The sequence below is a fragment of the Pigmentiphaga sp. MLSB6-MA01 genome, from assembly GCF_058793475.1.
This window is the reverse complement of record NZ_JBXAFV010000009.1, coordinates 136,140-153,585: the sequence shown is the minus strand read 5'-3', so window position 1 is coordinate 153,585 and position 17,446 is coordinate 136,140. Positions and strand designations below refer to the sequence as shown.

The window sequence follows — 17,446 nt, the reverse complement described above, 5'->3', positions numbered from 1 at the left end:
TCAGGCTCGACGCCATACGGTCACGCCGCCCGGCTTGTCCTCGAGGACGATGCCATCGGCGAGCAATTCGGCGCGGATGCGGTCGGCGGCCGCGAAATCCTTGTCCTTCTTGGCCTGCGCCCGTTGGGCGATGCGCGCCTCGATATCCGCGGCGCCGCCATCCTGGTCGGCCGTCGTGCCCTGCAGGAAGGCGCGCGGCTCCTGTTGCAGCAGGCCCAGCAGGCCGCCCAGGGCCTTGAGCTGGCCGGCGGCGCGGGGCGAGGCGGTCTTGTTGACCTCGGCGGCCAGGTCGAACAGCACGGCGATGGCTTCAGGAGTGTTGAAATCGTCGTCCATGGCGGCCCGGAAGGCCTGCCCGGACGGATCGTCCCAATCGGCGCCCGACGCGTCGGGCTCGGCATTGCCCAGCGCGGTGTAGAGCCGGGTCAACGCGGCCCGGGCATCGGCCAGGTTGTCCGCCGCATAGTTCTGCGGGCTGCGATAGTGGCTGCGGACGACGAAGTAGCGGACCACCTCGGCATCGTAGTGCTTGAGCGTATCGCGCACGGTGAAGAAATTGCCCAGCGACTTGGACATCTTCTCGGCATCCACCATGAGCGGGCCACAGTGCATCCAGGCATTGGCCAGCGTGCCGCCGTAGGCGCCCTCGCTCTGCGCGATCTCGTTCTCGTGGTGGGGAAACTTCAGGTCGGGCCCGCCGCCATGGATGTCGAGCGGCATGCCCAGCAATTCGCGGCTCATGGCCGAGCATTCGATGTGCCAGCCCGGACGCCCCGGCCCGTACTCGGACTCCCAGCGGGACTCCGGCGGCTCGGTGGGCTTGGCGGCTTTCCAGAGCACGAAGTCCAGCGGATCGCGCTTGGAAGTGTCGACCTGCACTCGCTCGCCGGCGCGCAGGTCGTCCAGCGACTTGCCGGAAAGCTTGCCGTAGCCGGGGAACTGGCGCACCGCGTAGTTGACATCGCCGTCGCCGGCCCGGTAGGCCAGGCCCTTGTCCTCGAGCAGGCGCACGATCTCCAGCATCTTGCCCACGTGTTCGGTGGCGCGCGGCTCGAAGTCCGGCGGCTGCACGCCCAGCGCCTTCTCGTCCTCGTGCATGGCATCGATGAAGAAGCCGGTGACTTCGGAAATCCGCTTGCCGGTCTCGACCGCCTTGCGGATGATCTTGTCGTCGATGTCGGTAATATTGCGGACGTAGGTGACCCGGTAGCCGCTGGCCCGCAGCCAGCGCTGCACGACGTCGAAGCTGACCAGCATCCGGGCGTGCCCGAGATGGCAATAGTCATACACCGTCATGCCGCAGACATACATGCGCACGCACCCCGGTTCCACCGGCTGGAAAGGTTGCTTGGCACGAGCGAGCGTATTGTAGATATGGAGCATGGGGGGGAGACCACCCCCTACGCGCTTCGCGCGCCCCCTCGAGGGGGCGGCACTGGTGGGCCGGCGGAGCCGGATCCACTGTGCCCTGGCTGGTGCGTGGGGGTACAGGGGCGCGTTGCGCTGTGGGCTATTAGAATGACGATTATATCAACTGGACGGAGCGGCCCTGGCCGCTCCCCATCTGCGGGCAGAATCGTTTGACCACGAATCACGTACCTTTCCTCCGCCCACGCGCAGGCGCGGGCCGCGCGGCGGTCCTGGCGGGCGTGCTGGCGCTGGGCGCCGCGCTGGCGCCGGCCCCGCTTCCCGCCCAGACCACCACGGCCACGCCGCCGGTGCTGGCGCCCTCCGCCGATGGCGACAAGGCCATCCCCTGGCTCAGCAATCTGCTCGAAGCCCTCAAGCCCGGCGTCGACACCAGCCTGCCCGAATCGACACGCGCCCTGGCGCAGCGGCTGGAACACCAATTGGACGCGGGCAAGGCCGGCCAGACCCTGGCCGAGATCGACGAGCGCCTGGCCGCCGACAAGCAGAAATCGCCCGACGCCACCAACGCCCAGTTGCTCTTCCTGAAAGGCCGCGCGCTCAGCCAGCTGGGCCGCCGCGACGAGGCCAAGGCGGTCTACCGCGACATGACCGAGCGCTTCCCCGAACTGCCCGAGCCATGGAACAACCTGGCCGCGCTGGAAGCGGCCGACGGCCAGCTGGACCAGGCCAAGGTGGCCCTGGACATGGCCATCCGGACCGCTCCGGACTACGCCGTCGCGCGCGAGAACCTGGGCGATTTGTATATCATGCTGGCGGCGCGCTCGTATGGCACGGCCACCAAGTTGAATCCGCGCGACGCCAGCGCGAGCCAGAAGGAAACCGAAACCCGGAAACTGCTGGGCGCACCGGCGTCTTCCGATCACCTACCCCGGACACCCCGATGAAACTGCTTTTCTCCAGCCTGGCGCTGGCTGCCGCGCTGGCCTCCCCGGCCGCCCTGGCCGCGCCGCAGGTCGCGCTGCAGACCTCCATGGGCCGCATCGTCCTCGAACTGGACGACGCGCGCGCCCCCGGCACCGTCGCCAACTTCCTGCAGTACGTGCGCGAGGGCCACTACGACGGCACGGTCTTCCATCGCGTGATCAACGGCTTCATGATCCAGGGCGGCGGCATGACCGCCGACATGAAGGAAAAACCCACGCGCCCCGGCATACGTAACGAAGCCTCAAATGGCTTGAAAAATACCGCCTACACCGTGAGCATGGCCCGTACGCCCGACCCGCATTCGGCCTCGGCGCAATTCTTCATCAACGTCGCCGACAACGACTTCCTGAACTACCGCGAGCCCACCACCCGAGGCTGGGGCTACGCGGTGTTCGGCAAGGTGGTACAGGGCAAGGAAGTGGTCGACAAGATCAAGGCCGTACCCACCGCCACGCGGGGCCAGAACGAAGGCGTCCCGCTCCAACCCATCGTGATCCAAAAAGCTGAGGTCCTGAACAAATGACTACCCGCGTCAACCTGCATACCAATCACGGCCTGATCGGCCTGGAACTGGACGCCGAGAAGGCCCCCAAGACCGTCGAGAACTTCGTGGCCTACGTCAACAGCGGCCACTACGACAACACGATCTTCCACCGCGTGATCAATGGCTTCATGATCCAGGGCGGCGGCTTCGAGCCCGGCATGTCGCAGAAACCCACCCAGGCCCCGATCGAGAACGAGGCCGCCAACGGCCTGAAGAACGACCGCTACACCGTCGCGATGGCGCGCACCAACGCCCCGCACTCGGCCTCGGCGCAGTTCTTCATCAACGTCGCCAACAACGACTTCCTGAACTTCAGCTCGCCCACGCCCCAAGGCTGGGGATATGCGGTGTTCGGCAAGGTCGTCGAAGGCGCCGATGTGATCGAGAAGATCAAAGGCGTGAAGACCGGCAGCCGCGCCGGCCACCAGGACGTGCCCGTCGAGGACGTCATCGTCACCAAGGCTGAAGTCGTCCAATAACGCCACGGGCCGGAGCCGGTGGCGAAGCGCCCGCTTCCCGCGCCGGCCGGCTGCCGGCCCCGCCCCATCGAGAGTTTCCGTGACCGGCTCCCCTCTTCCCGGGACATCCGCTTCCCATTCCGTCCTGACTTTCGCCGGCCCCGTCTGGCTGGCGTCCGACATGCACCTGGGCCCCGACGGGCCCGCCACGCACGAAGCCTTCCTGGCCTTCCTGCAGGCCGCGGCCGGCAGCGCCTGCGCCCTGCTGTTGCCCGGCGACATCTTCGACGCCTGGGTGGGCGATGACGAGATCGACACGCCCGCGCCATGGCTGCAAGCGGTCCTGGACGGACTGCGGGCCGCGTCCGGGCGGATCCCGGTCCACCTCGGCCCCGGCAACCGCGACTTCCTGATGGGCAAACGCCTGGCCGAGGCCACGGGCACCCGCTTGCTGCCCGAACCGGTCGTGCTGCGCACCGACGGCGGCGAATTCCTGCTGTCGCACGGCGACGAGCTCTGCACCGACGACGTGGAATACCAGCAATTCCGCGCCATGGTGCGCAACCCGCAATGGCAGGCGCAGTTCCTGGCCCAGCCGCTGGCGGCCCGCCAGGCCATCGCGCGCCAGATGCGCGAACGCAGCATGGCAGAGAAAAGCCGCAAGGCGGCCGACATCATGGACGTGAACCCCCAGGCGGTGGAAACCGCGCTGCGCGCCCACGGCGTCACCCGCATGATCCATGGCCACACGCACCGGCCCGGCCGGCGGGTGTTCGACATGAACGGCCGGCGCTGCGAACGCTGGGTGCTGCAGGACTGGGACCTGGACGATACCGCCGATCCGCGCGGCGGCTGGCTGGCGATCGACCAGGACGGCCCGGTCTACCACGACATCGCGCTGGACGACTGAGACCGGGGCGCATGCCTCGCCCTGCCTCCCCGGCCCCCTCCCCGGGGGCTCGGCATCCAGTCAGAACAGGTGGCCCGGACCCGCGGGCACGTGCACCCAGCCGCTCATCAGGCAGCGCGCCGTGCGGGATACCGTGGCCCGCTCCAGCCCCCAGCCGCTGCCGTTGCTGACCACCGTCGCCCAGGCGGCCTGCACGCCGCTGGCATGGCCGATCCGGGTCGCCACGCCGGGCAGCGTGCGCGCCACCTGCGACACCACCGACCCGGGCACGGCGGCGGCCACCGCCAGCGAAATCGCGCTGCGGGTCCCGAAGCCGCGCTGCATGCGCCCGTCCGCCATGCTCCGAGCCAGCACGTCGATGCTGTCGCGAGGGATGTCGCCACCCCCCGCGCTCTTGTACGACATGGGTGGCGCCACCCAGATCAGCCTGGGCAGCGCCACGCCCGGTTTCTCCGCGCGTGCGCGGGACAACCGGCCCATGGCCACGGCCCCGGCTATCCGCACGGACTCCAGGCGGGCCAGCGTCCTGGCGTCGCGGTTGAAGGTATCGGGCTTCTCGCGGCCATTGAGCCCCAGGTCCGAGGCGCGCGCGAAGATGGTCGCCTCATCGGCGTCGGTCCGGACCAGGCTGACCGGCAACGGCGCCATGCCCTCGACGTCCAGCACGTCCTGCACGCGCCCCGTGGGAAGCAGGCTGGACGCGCCATCGTCGATGAAGTCCAGCCGTACCTCGGCGGCCGGAAACGGCACGCCATCCTCGGTGAAGACACCGTCTTCGAGCACCTCCCCGCCGCGGACCTCGACATGGGCCGCCAGCCATCGCCCGGGATGCGGCTGCCAGATACGTACCACCGTCGTGCCCTCGCGCGCCGCGACCAGCCCCTGCTGCACGGCATACGGCCCCACCGCCACGGCCAGGCTGCCGCCACGGGTGGACCAATCGATGACCGGACGGTCGATGGCGACCTGTCCGCAGCGGTATTCCACATCGCAATCATCGCGGCTGGACGCATCCACGACCACGACCCTGCTGGTGGACGGGCTGGCCCCGCCCATGCCGTCGGTCTGGCGGGAATAGGGATCGGGGCTGCCCAGCACGCGCAACAGCACGCGGTCGCGCCGCTCGGGGTCGCGGGGCAGGTCCCGGGCATTGAAAAACACGCCCTTGCTGGTTCCCCCGCGCATGTAGACGGCGGGAATCTTAAGAACTGCCATGGGAAATCTTTCGGGATTGCGCGATCATTGCGGTACATACCCCCCGCAACAGGTCGGTTTCCTCGCGGCTCAGGCCGGCACGGGCGAAAAGATGCCGCATCCGCGGCATCAGCTTCTTGGGGTGCCTGGGATCCAGATAGCCGACCGCTGTCAGGGCCTGCTCCCAGTGGACCAGCAGGGCCTCGACCGCCTCGCCCGAGGCCGGCTCGGCCCGCGGGCCGGCCACCGCCAGCGCCTCGGCGCCCAGCAGCGCGTAGCGCAGCTCGTAGGCGGCCAGTTGCAGCGCCTGCGCCACGTTGAGCGACGAATACTCGGGATTGGCCGGGATATGGCAGATCCGGTGGCACATTCCCACCTGCTCGTTGGTCAGGCCCGACCGCTCGGTACCCAGCACGACGGCCGCCTGGACCCCGCCCTGCCCGTCCAGGCCGCCGGCCAGGTGCTCCCGCACCAATTCCGCGGCCTGCCGCATGTCACAGGCCGGCGGGCCGAGGTCGCGGTGGCGGGCGGTCATCGCGAACGCCATGGTGACGGGGGCCAGGGCCTCCTCCAGGGAGTCGCAGACGCGCGCGGCCGCCAGCACGTCGGTGGCGCCGCTGGCCAGCGCGACCGCCTCCGGATGCGCCGGCGTATCGGGAATTTTCGGGTTGACCAGCACCAGGCGGGAGAACCCCATGGTCTTGATCGCCCGTGCCGCGGACCCCACATTTCCGGGGTGGCTGGGCTCGACCATGACGAAACTGACTCGGGAAAGCATGTGTCCTTTAAACTAGAGGGGTTTCACCAATTCCCAGCCCTTATCGGCTCTCTTATGCATCCCATGCTCAACACCGCCGTCAAGGCGGCCAGGCGCGCCGGCGCCATCATCAATCGCGCTAGCCTGGACCTGGATCTGGTCAAGGTGTCTCAGAAGGGACCGGGCGATTTCGTCACCGAAGTCGACAAAGCTGCGGAAGCGGCCATTGTTGAGATTTTGAAGACGGCCTACCCCGACCACGGAATTCTAGCCGAAGAGTCCGGTGAAGCCCTGGGCGCCGCCGATGCCAGCGGACAGCAGGAAAACCTCTGGATCATCGATCCGCTGGATGGCACGACCAACTTCATCCATGGCATGCCGGTCTACGCGGTCTCGATCGCGCTGATGCAACGCGGCCAGGTCACCCAGGCCTGCATCTTCGATCCGTCCCGCAACGAGTTGTTCACCGCCTCACGCGGCGCCGGGGCCTTCCTGAACGACCGGCGCATCCGCGTCTCGCGCCGCACCCGCATGCCCGAGACCCTGATCGGCACGAGTTTCGCCCCGGACCCCAGCGGCAAGCGGCTGGCCCTGTGGACCAAGACCTTCGGCCAGATATCGGCCACCACCTCGGGGGTGCGCCGCCAGGGGTCATCCGTCCTGGACCTGGCCAATGTCGCCGCCGGCCGGCTCGACGGCTACTATGGCTGCGGCCTGAAGCCCTGGGACCTGGCCGCGGGCAGCCTGCTCATCCTCGAGGCCGGCGGCCTGATCGGCGATTTCGACGGCGAACAAGGCTGGATGCGGAACGGCGAGGTCGTCGCGGCCACGCCCAAGGTCTTCCCTCAGCTTTTGTCCCTCCTGGAACCTCTCAAGGAAGCAAGGGGCTGACAACAGCCCCACCGGGCCGGCCCCACGGCCAGCCCGGCCCCCTTGCCGCCACCCGCGCCCATCCACCTCGTCCGCCCGCGGACGCCGACACTCATGACCGAAAACACGCTTTACCTGATCAAAGCCTTTTTCCTCGGCATCATCGAGGGCCTGACCGAGTTCTTGCCCGTATCCAGCACCGGCCACCTGATCCTGGTGGGCGACTGGATCCACTTCTTCTCCGGGGACGCCAAGGTATTCGAAGTCGTCATCCAGTTCGGCGCCATCCTGGCGGTCATCTGGATCTTCCGCGAAAAGGTCGCGCACATCCTGGCGGGCATTTTTACCGGCGACAAGTTCTCGCTGAAGTTCGCGCGCAACATCATCATCGCCTTCCTGCCCGCCGCCATCGTCGGCGTGACCTTCATCAAGGAAATCAAGACGGTGCTGTTCACCCCCGGGGTGGTCGCGACGACCCTGATCATCGGCGGCTTCATCATCCTGTTCGTCGAGCGCAAGCCCCAGGGCGAGGTCAAGACCCAGAACATCAGCGAAATCACCAGCTTCCAGGCGCTGATGGTGGGCCTGGCGCAGTGCCTGGCCATGATCCCGGGCACGTCGCGCTCGGGCGCCACCATCATCGGCGGCATGGCCGCCGGGCTCAAACGCACCACCGCCACCGAATTCTCGTTCTTCCTGGCCATGCCCACGATGCTGGCCGCCTCGGTCTACGACGCCTGGAAGAACCACGAATCGCTGACCAACAACGACGTCACCGCCATCGGCATCGGCTTCCTGGCGGCCTTCGCCGCCGCGCTGGTCGTGGTGCGGGCGCTGATGCGCTTCGTCGCCAACCACTCGTACCGGGTGTTCGGCTGGTATCGTATTGCCCTTGGAACGGTCATCGTCCTCTGGATGATGCTCTGATCCCCCCTACGCGCTGACGCGCGCCCCGAATGGTGGACCCCCAGCCGCTACGCGGCAGCCCCCCAAGGGGGCCGGGACTCCGCCTTGGGGCGGCCCGGCGCCGGGTCCCGGGGGGCGATGCGGGTGGACCGGCAAAGCCGGATCCACCGCATCCAGGGTCCTCGGACGATGTCTCGGGGCAAGGCGCTTGTCATGGAATACAGTAACGGTATGGTGACCATCAAGAACCGGGTTGTCGTTCCCCTCGAAGAGGGGGGGATTCCGCCGGAATTCATTACTTTCAACGGGTTCACGGAAGAACATGTGGCCATCGTGTTCCCGCAGCTCAAGCCGGGCGGCACGCCGCCGCTGGTGCGCGTGCATTCGGAGTGCCTGACGGGCGACGTGTTCGGGTCGCAGCTGTGCGATTGCGGTCCGCAGTTGCACGAGGCGCTGTCGTGCTTCTCGCGCGAGGGCGGGATCCTGCTGTACCTGCGGCAGGAAGGGCGCGGCATCGGGCTGTATGCCAAACTGTCCGCCTACGCCCTGCAAAAGAAAGGCCTGGACACGTTCGAGGCCAACCGGCACCTGAACCTGCCTGAAGATGCCCGCAGCTTCGAGCCCGCGGCACAGATGCTCCAGGCCCTTGGCGTGGCTCGCATCCGGCTGCTGACCAACAACCCGGACAAGGCCAGCCAGCTCGAAGAGCACGACATCGACATCGAAAGCATCATTCCCACCGGGGTCTACCTGAACCCCAACAACCGCCGCTACCTCGAAGCCAAGGTCCGCCACAAGCAACACACCATTCCCCTGTAGGCAGGTGCCATGCCCCAAGCCGACCTGCAGCACCACCTGATCAATGCATGGTCCGTGGGCTGGGCCCTCTATCTCGCCAGCGTCACGGTGTGGATCGTGCTGCAGAAGCGCCCGCCGCTGTCCACCGTGCTGTGGATACTGGTGCTGGCGCAACTGCCCTACATCGGCTATGCCGTCTACTACTTCTTCGGTCCCCAGCGCCTGAAACGGCGGCGCCTGAAAAGGCTGCGCAGCCGCCTGCTGATCTCCAGCCAGACCGAACGCGCGCTGCTGCGCGAACACGAACACCAGACCCCGCCCCCGGTGGCACGCATGGCGGCGCTGGCCCGCGCCACCAGCGACATCCCGCTGTCCTCGGCCACCGACGTCCGCCTCCTGGTGGGAGGCGAACAGACCTACGGCGCCTTCATGGAGGCCATCGCCCAAGCGCGCCACCACGTCCATCTCGAGTTCTACATCTTCAAGCCCGACCGCATCGGCACCGCGATGCGCGACCTGCTGGCCGAGAAGGCGCGCCAGGGCATCACGGTGCGCCTGCTGGTGGACGCGCTGGGCTCCGACCGCCTGGGGCGCCGCTTCCTGGCGCCGCTGCGCGAGGCCGGCGCACAAGTGGATTTCTTCCACAATGTCCGGATCGGCCGCCGCTGGCGGCCCGTCACGAACTACCGCAATCACCGCAAGATCCTGATCTGCGATGGCAGGATAGGCTTCACCGGCGGACTCAACGTCACGGACGACGAGGACGAACGCGTGCGTCCCGACGCCTACCATGACGTGCATCTGCGCCTGGAGGGCGGGGCCGTGCGCTGGTTGCAGATGGTGTTCCTGGAGGACTGGGCCTATACCACCGGACAACGCACGGACGACTGCGAGCTCGACGCGTTGCTGCCCGACATGCCGGGTGGCCGGCATCAATTGCAGATCCTGACCTCCGGCCCCGACGACCCCCGCCAGTCCATCCATCGCGCCCTGGTGGCGGCCATCAACGCGGCGACCGAGCGCGTGTGGCTGACGACGGCCTATTTCGTTCCCAGCGAGGCGGCGCTGATGAGCCTGACCAACGCCGCGCGCAAGGGCGTGGACGTGCGCCTGCTGGTCCCGCGGCGCAGCGACTCGCTGGTGGTGACCGCGGCCTCGCGTTCGTATTTCGACGAGCTGCTGGACGCGGGCGTCAAGGTCTGGGAGTACCGGGACCGGATGCTGCACTCCAAGACCCTGCTGGTGGACGACACCTATTCATTCATCGGCACCGCCAACTTCGACAACCGCAGCTTCGAGCTGAATTTCGAGGTCACCGCCCTGGTCTACGGCGAGGACATGGCCCGCCAGCTGGGCCGGCAGTTCGAACTCGACCTGCGCCATGCGGCCCGCGTCCCCAAGGACAGGCACTCGACCTTCGTCCGCCGCCTGTTCGACGCCTCGGCGCGGCTGTTCTCGCCCATGCTGTAGGCCCCGCCGCCGCTCAGTGCTTGCTGACCAGCGGCCCCGACAACCAGTTCTCCGCCAGGTCCACGTCGCGCAGCAGGACGGCGAACACGTCGTCGTCGATCAGGCGCGCATCGCGCAGCCGGTACAGTTCGGTACGCTGGGCGTAGATCGCGGCCATGCGCAGGTCGCGTTCGAAATTGCGGTGCTGGTTGGCCCGCTGGGCGATCTCGGCCGTGTCGCTCTCGGCATCGATGCGGTTGCGGTAGATCTGGGCCAGCGTGGCGGCGATGTCGGCCAGCATGGCCTTCGCGTCGTCATCGGCCAGTTCCTTGTCCATACGGACCTGCGCCTGCTCCAGGCCGGCCTGCGCGGCCAGCGCCAGGCGGAGCCGCGCCTCGCGCTCTTCCTTTTCCTTCATGGTCTCGGCCGGAGTGGGAACCCTGGGCAGCACCAGCGGCAGCAATGAACTGCCCAGCAGCAGCGAGCAAAGGATCACGCCGGTCGCCAGGAAGATCAACAGATCCCGCCCGGGGAACGGGATACCGGTGGAGATTTCCAGCGGCACCGTCAGCACGCCCGCCATCGTGATGGAGCCGCGCACCCCGGACAGCGAGGTGGTCAGGATCACCCAGGTATTGACCCGGCGCACCGGCGAGCCCTGCAACAGCATGCGGAAGCTCTTGAGGTGATAGGTGATCCAGACCCACATGAAGCGCAGCGCGATCAACGCCACCGTGATCGCCACCACATAGGCGAACAGGTGCCAGACCGGCACGTTGCCCGCCTCCCTCGCGTCGGCGTGCGCGAGCCCGATCACGCTGGGCAGTTGCAATCCCAGCAGGATGAAGGTCATGCCGTTGAACACGAATTCCAGCATGGACCAGACGCTGTTGCTTTGCAGCCGCATGGCCGACGACCCCTGCCCGGATTCGGTATAGGTCATGGCGATGCCCGCCGCCACGGCCGACAGGATGCCCGACACGCCGAAATGCTCGGCCACCAGATAGGCCGCGAACGGCGTCAGCATCAACAGCACGACCTGGATGGCCGGTTCGTCGTCGGTCCAGCGCGCCACCATCCGGCGCCCCAGGCTCAGCAGCCACGCCAGGGCACCGCCCACGGCCAGGCCGCCCAGCGCGATGACGAGGAAGCTCAGGCTGGCCTGCCACAGCGAGAACGATCCGGTCAGGACCGCCGCGATGGCGAACTTGAAGGCCACCAGGCCCGACGCATCGTTCATCAGGCTCTCGCCTTCCAGCACGTGCTGCAGCCGGGTGGGCAGCCGGTTCTTGCCGACGATGGCCGATACCGCCACCGCATCGGTGGGCGACAGCACCGCGCCCAGCGCGAAGGCGACGGGCAGCGAGATCGCGGGTATCAGCCAGTGGATGAAATAGCCCACGCCGACCACGGTGAAAATCACCAGGCCCAGCGCCAGGGCGAGGATGGGGCCGCGCAACTGGTACAGCTGGCGCTTGGGAATACGCCAGCCATCGACGAACAGCAGCGGCGGAATGAAGAGCAGCAGGAACAGCTCGGGGTCGAACCTCACCTTCAGGCCGAAGGCCGGCGCCGCCAGCAGCGCGCCGATGGCGATCTGGAACAAGGGCAACGGCAGGCGTATCGGAGAAAGCCTGGACACCACCCCCGACATCGCCACTGCCAGCAGCAGCATCAATACGGTAAAGACGATTTGCATGGAAACGCGGCCCGGCGAGGAAAAACCGTCGTCAAGCCTACCACCAAACCAGAGCGGGCCCGGCCCCTATCCCGGTTACTTGCCCAGCAAACCGGCCTGGTAGGCCGCCACGAATTCGCCGAAGTCGCCCGTCTGCGCGCGTTCCAGCTCGCGCTGTTCGGCCAGGGAGCGGTCGGCCAGCCCGCGGAAGCGATCGAGCTGCTCGCCCGTGCAGGGCTGGGCGCGGAAGTGCGCCGCGTGCTGCCGGCTGGTTTCCAGCATGAAGGCCTGGAACGTCATCCCGCTGGCGCGCAAGGCGTCGAGCACGCGGGCCGACGGCGTCAGCTCGGGCGCCTCGACCTTGGCGCGCTGCGCGGCCACCGAAGCGGCATAGCCGGTCTCGCCATGGACCCGATCGAGCAGGTCGGCACAGGCGGCGATGCGATCGAGCAGTTCGTCGGCCCATGCGCGCAGGCCGATCTCCTTGCCGTCGCGGTTCAGGATCAGGCCGGGCTGGCGGCCCTGCTTGACCACGGTCAGGAAGTTGTTGGCGCTGAGCCGGCAATGGCCGCCATCGCCGAACAGCGGACTTTCCTGCAGCGTGCAATACAGCAGGAAGGCGTCCAGGAACCGGCTGGTGGTCTCGTCCATGCCCACGGGCAGGAACGGATCGATATCCATGCAGCGCACCTCGACGTACTGCACGCCGCGCTCGGCCAGCGCCCGCAGGGGCCGCTCGCCGCTGCGGGCGACGCGCTTGGGCCGGATGCTCGAATAGTATTCGTTCTCGATCTGCAGGATGTTGGTGTTGAGCTGCACCCATTCGCCGTCGCGGACCGTGCCGATCTTCTCGTACTCGGGCCAGGGCGTGCTGACCGCTTCGTACAGGCGCGCGACGTAGGTCGACAGATCGTTGTAGCAGGGTTTCAGGCCGGCCTGGGCCTTGTTCTGGTAGCCCAGGTCGCTCATGCGCAGGCTGGTGGCGTGGGGCAGGTAGAGCGTGTGCTCGTCCAGTTGTTCGAGCCGGTGCGGCCGGCCCTGCAGGAAATCGACCGACAGCGCGGGCGAGGCGCCGAACAGGTACATCAGCAGCCAGCTGTAGCGGTTGAAGTTGCGTATCAGCCCGACGTAGCGGGCCGACTGGCGGTCCTTGTCCGAGATGCCGGCGGGTTCGCCGGCATCGGCCAGCAGCGGCCAGAGTTCCTCGGAGAACGAGAAATTGAAGTGGATGCCGGCGATGCACTGCATGGCCTTGCCGTAGCGATAGGCCAGGCCGCGCCGGTACACGTGCTTGAGCATGCCGATGTTGGACGTTCCGAACCACGCGATGGGAATGTCCTTCTCGGGCGGCAACCCGCACGGCATGGACTGGTTCCACAGCAGTTCGCCATCCAGTTCGCCGTAGACGAAACGATGGATGTCGCGCAGCTCGCCCAGCAGCGATTCGTGGCCGGCATGGGTACCCGTGATCAGCTCGATCAGGGCTTCCGAATAGTCCGTGGTGATGCTGGGATGCGTCAGCGCCGCGCCCAGGGCAACCGGATGCGGGGTCATCGCCAGGTGTCCCTGGGGATCGACCCGCAGGCTTTCTCGTTCGATGCCATGAAGCCTGCGGGCCAGCACGGCGCGATGCGCGGGCTGGTCCAGCAACGCCAGGCGGCGGTCTAGCAGATCACTCACGGAAGTCCTTGAATTCGTACGGTCTCGCATGGCCGCGGCCGGCATGGGCGTGTTTATATCCCAATTGCCGCCCACGCGCCTACGCGGCAGGGCGGCACATTATAGGTGTGGGGCCGGATGCTCCTGGAATTCCCTTACGGGCTTGCGTTCTTTTCGGGACTCGCCCGAGCCAAGCATACTCCGGCCGCTCCCCTGCCCCGTTCTCCCCGCGAAAATGCCCCGCACGCCCGCGGTCTGGGCCACAATCACGCTTTCCACAGCCTATGGGAATGCGTCGATGCCGCTCTCGTTCAGCCCCAATCCCGTACGCGGCAGCCACGCCATGGCCGTCGCTCCGCACGCGCTGGCCTCGCAAAGCGCGTTGGCCGTCATGCGCGAAGGCGGCAATGCCGTCGAGGCGATGATCGCGGCGGCCGCCACCATCGCGGTGGTGTACCCGCACATGAACAGCATGGGCGGGGACGGATTCTGGCTGATCAGCCGCCCCGGCCAGCCCCCGCTGGCACTGGAAGCCTGCGGCGCGGCGGCGGCCGCCGCGGACATCGCCTCGTACCGCGACCGCGGCCTGGACACGATCCCCTTCCGCGGCGGCCTGGCGGCCAATACCGTGGCCGGCACGGTGTCGGGCTGGAACGCCGCCTACGAATGGTCGCGCCGCGAACTCGGCGGCCGCCTGCCGCTGGCGCGCCTGCTGGCCGATGCCGCCGGCTATGCCCGCCAGGGCATGCCGGTCACGGCCAGCCAGGCCGCCTGCACCCAGGCCAAGCGCGAGGAGTTGTCGTCCATTCCCGGGTTCGCCGATACCTTTCTTCCCGGCGGGCAGGTCCCGGCGACGGGCTCGCTGTTCCGCCAGCCCCGGCTGGCCGATACCCTGGAACACCTGGCGCGCAGCGGCCTGGACGATTTCTACCGGGGCGCGGTGGCCGAGACCATGGCCCGCGACCTGGCCGCCGTCGGCAGCCCGCTTGCCGCGGCCGACCTGGCCGCGCACCAGCCCGTCTGGAAGACGGCCCTGGTGCTGGAACACAGCCTGGGCAAGGTCTATAACGTACCGCCGCCCACCCAGGGCCTGGTGTCGCTGCTGATCCTGGGCCAGTTGGACCGCCGCCTGCCCCGGGAACTGGACCCCGCCGGCGCGGACTACGTCCATCTTTGCGTCGAGGCCACCAAGCTGGCCTTCGGCGTGCGCGATGCCCACATCACCGATCCGGCGTACATGGACGTCGATCCCCAGTCGCTGCTGGCTCCCCGGGAACTCGACGCCATGGCCGCGCGGATCTCCACGGAGCGGGCCGCTCCGTGGGGCAAGGGCAAGGGGCCGGCCGACACGATATGGATGGGCGCGGTCGATGCCCAGGGTGTCGCGGTCAGCTTCATCCAGAGCATCTACCACGAGTTCGGCAGCGGCGTCGTGCTGCCCGGATCGGGCGTCAACTGGCAGAACCGGGGATGCAGCTTCTCGCTCGACCCGCGCGCGCGCAATCCGCTGATGCCCGGCCGCAAGCCCTTCCACACGCTGAATCCGGCCATGGCCCACCTGGCCGACGGCCGCACGCTGGTCTACGGCAACATGGGCGGCGACGGCCAGCCCCAGTCCCAAAGCGCCGTCTTCACCCGCATCGTGCACTTCGGCATGAATCCCCAGGCCGCGGTGGATGCGCCCCGCTGGCTGCTCGGCCGGACCTGGGGCCAGTCGTCGGACACCCTGAAGCTGGAGTCGCGCTTCGATGCCGCCACGGCCGAGGCCCTGCGGGCGCGCGGGCACGAGGTCGAGATCCTGCGCCCCTACGACGAGACCATGGGCCATGCCGGCGCGATCCTGCGGCATGCCGACGGCACGCTGGAAGGCGGCGCCGACCCGCGCAGCGACGGCTCCGTGGCGTCATGGTAGAGGCAGCGCCGATTACCAACGGACAAGATTCCACGTAAAACCTTACACAGCGTGGCCGCGAAGCCGACTAGATTGAAAGATGTGGTGTTTTCGATCTACGAGGAGCACGCGATGAAGCATACCGATCATGCGGCGCCGCCCCCCCACGGGGGCCGCATTCCTTCCCAGGGCGGCCCCGGGGTGAAACATTTCGTCCTGGCCATCGGATTGGCCGGCTGCTGCGCCGCGGCCTACGCCCAGCAGGCCCCGACGCGGGACCAGGCCACCCAGGCCTTGCAGAACGCCATGCAAAGGGAAATCCAGTCCATGAACAACCAGCAGGGCTTCGACGGCCCCTCGGCGACCAGCATGACGCGCTCGCTGGAGGTCAAGGCCCTGGACAATTGCAGCGCGTCGAGCGCGCAAAGCGTGACCTGCGACGTCACGACCAGCGCCGACGTCAAGGGCAATCGCCGCGAGGGCACCCACCGCTACGAGTTCTACCAGCAGGGAGGCCGCTGGGAGGCCCGGCTCCCGGCCTCGTGACGGCGCTGGCCGGATAGCGGTCCGCAACGGCCGGCACGCCTTGCGCGCGCCGGCCGTGTTTGCATTCAGCGCTTGCGGGTCCCCGCCAGCAGGGCGTTGAGCAGGATGGCGCCGAAGGTGGCGGTACCGATGCCGCCCAGCGCGAAGCCGCCGAAATGCAGGGTGAAATCTCCCGTGCCCAGCACCAGCGTGACCGCGGCCACGATGAGGTTGCGGTTGTCGGAGAAATCGACTCGGTTCTCGACCCAGATCCGCGCGCCGGCGATGGCGATCAGGCCGAACACCACGATGGACACGCCGCCCAGCACCGGCCCCGGGATGGTCTGGATGATCGCGCCGAACTTGGGCGAGAATCCCAGCAGGACGGCGATCAGCGCGGCGATCACGAACACCAGCGTCGAATAGATGCGGGTGACCGCCATGACACCGATGTTCTCGGCGTAGGTGGTCAGGCCGGTGCCGCCCACGCTGCCCGACAGCATGGTCGCCACGCCGTCGCCGACGAAGGCGCGGCCCACGTAGCGGTCCATGTTGTAGCCCGTCATGGCGCTCACCGCCTTCAAGTGCCCCAGGTTCTCGGCCACCAGGATCACCGCCACCGGCGCGATCAGGATGATGGCGTCCAGCTTGAACACCGGCGCGGTGAAGTTGGGCAGCCCGAACCACGCGGCCTGCGCGACCGGCGTGAAATCGATGGGCTTGCCCAGTCCCATGCCGTTGGTCAGCACCGCGTAGAGCACATAGGCAAGCAGCAGGCCGACCAGGATCAGCAGGCGCTGCAGCATGCCGCGCGTGAAGACCGCGACGACGCCCACGCACAGCACCGTCGCCAGCGCCATCCAGGCATCGAAGGTCTGGGCGGAGACGCCCTTGACCGCGATCGGCGCCAGGTTCAGGCCGATGACCGCCACCACCGCCCCCGTGACCACGGGCGGCATGAAGCGCTCGATCCAGCCCGAGCCGGACGCCATCACCACCAGTCCGATCAGCGCATAGACGATGCCGCAGGCGATGATGCCCCCCAGCGCCACGGCGATGTTGCCGTTCAACCCGGACCCCCCGTATCCGGTCACCGCGATCACGAGCCCGATGAACGCGAAGCTCGACCCCAGGTAGCTGGGCACCCTGCCCCCGACCACCAGGAAGAACAGCAGCGTCCCGATGCCGGACATGAAGATCGCCAGGTTGGGATCGAAGCCCATCAGGAGCGGCGCCAGCACCGTGGAGCCGAACATGGCGACCACGTGCTGCACACCCATGGCCAGCATCTGCGGCCACGGCAGACGCTCGTCTGGCGCGATGACGCGCCCCGCCTCCAGACTGCCCGGCTGTTCGCGCCAGGCCGGAAAGTAAGAACCCGCCATAGATACACTCCCTCGCTTTATTGTGATTTTGCCCACATGGAGCAGCGCAAGTGTAGAGGTTCTCCCA

Annotated in this window: 16 protein-coding genes; 10 read left to right on the top strand and 6 right to left on the bottom strand. The window is 67.8% G+C overall.

Translation table 11 applies throughout. From position 1 onward, the window contains the following. Complete coding sequence (gene cysS, locus AC1Q6E_RS16280) at positions 1–1,383, bottom strand: cysteine--tRNA ligase (RefSeq protein WP_492573103.1); 1,383 nt, start codon at positions 1,381–1,383, stop codon at positions 1–3. 197 nt (positions 1,384–1,580) lie between these two features. Between cysS and AC1Q6E_RS16275 the strand changes: the two genes are divergently transcribed. The 4 genes from AC1Q6E_RS16275 (at position 1,581) to AC1Q6E_RS16260 (ending at position 4,267) form a co-directional block, all read left to right on the top strand. Then, the gene (locus AC1Q6E_RS16275; protein ID WP_152800288.1) at positions 1,581–2,315 is read left to right on the top strand and encodes a tetratricopeptide repeat protein; all 735 of its coding nucleotides are present in this window, start codon (positions 1,581–1,583) and stop codon (positions 2,313–2,315) included. Then, complete coding sequence (locus AC1Q6E_RS16270) at positions 2,312–2,878, top strand: peptidylprolyl isomerase (RefSeq protein WP_152800289.1); 567 nt, start codon at positions 2,312–2,314, stop codon at positions 2,876–2,878. The genes AC1Q6E_RS16275 and AC1Q6E_RS16270 overlap by 4 nt, the downstream gene beginning before the upstream one ends. Next, positions 2,875–3,378, top strand: coding sequence for a peptidylprolyl isomerase (locus AC1Q6E_RS16265; RefSeq protein WP_152800290.1), 504 nt, complete (start codon positions 2,875–2,877; stop codon positions 3,376–3,378). Before AC1Q6E_RS16270 ends, AC1Q6E_RS16265 begins: the two co-directional genes overlap by 4 nt. A 124-nt stretch (positions 3,379–3,502) precedes the next feature. Then, complete coding sequence (locus tag AC1Q6E_RS16260; protein ID WP_492573133.1) at positions 3,503–4,267, top strand: UDP-2,3-diacylglucosamine diphosphatase; 765 nt, start codon at positions 3,503–3,505, stop codon at positions 4,265–4,267. 60 nt (positions 4,268–4,327) lie between these two features. Here AC1Q6E_RS16260 and AC1Q6E_RS16255 read toward each other — a convergent pair whose 3' ends face one another. Both AC1Q6E_RS16255 and AC1Q6E_RS16250 read right to left on the bottom strand, forming a co-directional pair. Then, positions 4,328–5,482 carry a PrpF domain-containing protein gene (locus tag AC1Q6E_RS16255; protein WP_152800291.1) on the bottom strand — a complete coding sequence of 385 codons (1,155 nt, stop codon included), beginning with the start codon at positions 5,480–5,482 and terminating at the stop codon, positions 4,328–4,330. Next, positions 5,469–6,239 (bottom strand): RNA methyltransferase, encoded by a 771-nt coding sequence (locus tag AC1Q6E_RS16250; RefSeq protein WP_152800292.1) that lies wholly within the window; start codon positions 6,237–6,239, stop codon positions 5,469–5,471. The genes AC1Q6E_RS16255 and AC1Q6E_RS16250 overlap by 14 nt, the downstream gene beginning before the upstream one ends. Before the next feature lie 54 nt (positions 6,240–6,293). On the opposite strand from AC1Q6E_RS16250, the gene AC1Q6E_RS16245 reads away from it, so the two are divergent. The 4 genes from AC1Q6E_RS16245 (at position 6,294) to cls (ending at position 10,262) form a co-directional block, all read left to right on the top strand. Then, positions 6,294–7,109 (top strand): inositol monophosphatase family protein, encoded by an 816-nt coding sequence (locus tag AC1Q6E_RS16245; RefSeq protein ID WP_152800293.1) that lies wholly within the window; start codon positions 6,294–6,296, stop codon positions 7,107–7,109. Between the two features lie 93 nt (positions 7,110–7,202). After that, the gene (locus tag AC1Q6E_RS16240; protein ID WP_152800294.1) at positions 7,203–8,015 is read left to right on the top strand and encodes an undecaprenyl-diphosphate phosphatase; all 813 of its coding nucleotides are present in this window, start codon (positions 7,203–7,205) and stop codon (positions 8,013–8,015) included. Positions 8,016–8,225: 210 nt separating this feature from the next. Continuing rightward, positions 8,226–8,813 (top strand): GTP cyclohydrolase II, encoded by a 588-nt coding sequence (locus tag AC1Q6E_RS16235; protein WP_296555067.1) that lies wholly within the window; start codon positions 8,226–8,228, stop codon positions 8,811–8,813. 9 nt (positions 8,814–8,822) lie between these two features. Further along, a complete protein-coding gene (gene cls / locus AC1Q6E_RS16230; protein ID WP_296555005.1) occupies positions 8,823–10,262 on the top strand; it encodes a cardiolipin synthase in 1,440 nt (479 codons plus the stop codon). A 13-nt stretch (positions 10,263–10,275) separates the two neighbouring features. Here the strand turns inward: cls and AC1Q6E_RS16225 are convergent, their stop codons facing one another. Continuing rightward, entirely contained in the window at positions 10,276–11,940 is a 1,665-nt protein-coding gene (locus tag AC1Q6E_RS16225; protein ID WP_152800297.1) for a Na+/H+ antiporter, read from the bottom strand. Between the two features lie 75 nt (positions 11,941–12,015). After that, positions 12,016–13,629 (bottom strand): glutamate--cysteine ligase, encoded by a 1,614-nt coding sequence (gene gshA / locus AC1Q6E_RS16220; protein WP_152800298.1) that lies wholly within the window; start codon positions 13,627–13,629, stop codon positions 12,016–12,018. A gap of 292 nt (positions 13,630–13,921) precedes the next feature. Between gshA and AC1Q6E_RS16215 the strand changes: the two genes are divergently transcribed. Next, positions 13,922–15,490 carry a gamma-glutamyltransferase family protein gene (locus AC1Q6E_RS16215; RefSeq protein ID WP_296555065.1) on the top strand — a complete coding sequence of 523 codons (1,569 nt, stop codon included), beginning with the start codon at positions 13,922–13,924 and terminating at the stop codon, positions 15,488–15,490. Between the two features lie 111 nt (positions 15,491–15,601). Then, the gene (locus AC1Q6E_RS16210) at positions 15,602–16,015 is read left to right on the top strand and encodes a hypothetical protein (protein WP_152800299.1); all 414 of its coding nucleotides are present in this window, start codon (positions 15,602–15,604) and stop codon (positions 16,013–16,015) included. A gap of 65 nt (positions 16,016–16,080) precedes the next feature. On the opposite strand, the gene AC1Q6E_RS16205 is transcribed toward AC1Q6E_RS16210, so the two are convergent. Continuing rightward, positions 16,081–17,379, bottom strand: a complete 1,299-nt coding sequence (locus AC1Q6E_RS16205; protein ID WP_296555004.1) for a solute carrier family 23 protein — start codon at positions 17,377–17,379, stop codon at positions 16,081–16,083. Positions 17,380–17,446 lie beyond the last annotated feature (67 nt).

Excerpts from the sequence above, each read along its gene's own strand:
- AC1Q6E_RS16250 (WP_152800292.1), bottom strand. The coding sequence starts at position 6,239 with ATGCTTTCCCGAGTCAGTTTCGTCATGGTCGAGCCCAGCCACCCCGGA.
- cysS (WP_492573103.1), bottom strand. The coding sequence starts at position 1,383 with ATGCTCCATATCTACAATACGCTCGCTCGTGCCAAGCAACCTTTCCAG.
- AC1Q6E_RS16240 (WP_152800294.1), top strand. The coding sequence starts at position 7,203 with ATGACCGAAAACACGCTTTACCTGATCAAAGCCTTTTTCCTCGGCATC.
- AC1Q6E_RS16245 (WP_152800293.1), top strand. The coding sequence starts at position 6,294 with ATGCATCCCATGCTCAACACCGCCGTCAAGGCGGCCAGGCGCGCCGGC.
- AC1Q6E_RS16270 (WP_152800289.1), top strand. The coding sequence starts at position 2,312 with ATGAAACTGCTTTTCTCCAGCCTGGCGCTGGCTGCCGCGCTGGCCTCC.
- cls (WP_296555005.1), top strand. The coding sequence starts at position 8,823 with ATGCCCCAAGCCGACCTGCAGCACCACCTGATCAATGCATGGTCCGTG.
- AC1Q6E_RS16265 (WP_152800290.1), top strand. The coding sequence starts at position 2,875 with ATGACTACCCGCGTCAACCTGCATACCAATCACGGCCTGATCGGCCTG.
- AC1Q6E_RS16215 (WP_296555065.1), top strand. The coding sequence starts at position 13,922 with ATGGCCGTCGCTCCGCACGCGCTGGCCTCGCAAAGCGCGTTGGCCGTC.
- AC1Q6E_RS16205 (WP_296555004.1), bottom strand. The coding sequence starts at position 17,379 with ATGGCGGGTTCTTACTTTCCGGCCTGGCGCGAACAGCCGGGCAGTCTG.
- AC1Q6E_RS16210 (WP_152800299.1), top strand. The coding sequence starts at position 15,602 with ATGAAGCATACCGATCATGCGGCGCCGCCCCCCCACGGGGGCCGCATT.
- AC1Q6E_RS16255 (WP_152800291.1), bottom strand. The coding sequence starts at position 5,482 with ATGGCAGTTCTTAAGATTCCCGCCGTCTACATGCGCGGGGGAACCAGC.
- AC1Q6E_RS16225 (WP_152800297.1), bottom strand. The coding sequence starts at position 11,940 with ATGCAAATCGTCTTTACCGTATTGATGCTGCTGCTGGCAGTGGCGATG.
- gshA (WP_152800298.1), bottom strand. The coding sequence starts at position 13,629 with ATGCGAGACCGTACGAATTCAAGGACTTCCGTGAGTGATCTGCTAGAC.
- AC1Q6E_RS16235 (WP_296555067.1), top strand. The coding sequence starts at position 8,226 with ATGGTGACCATCAAGAACCGGGTTGTCGTTCCCCTCGAAGAGGGGGGG.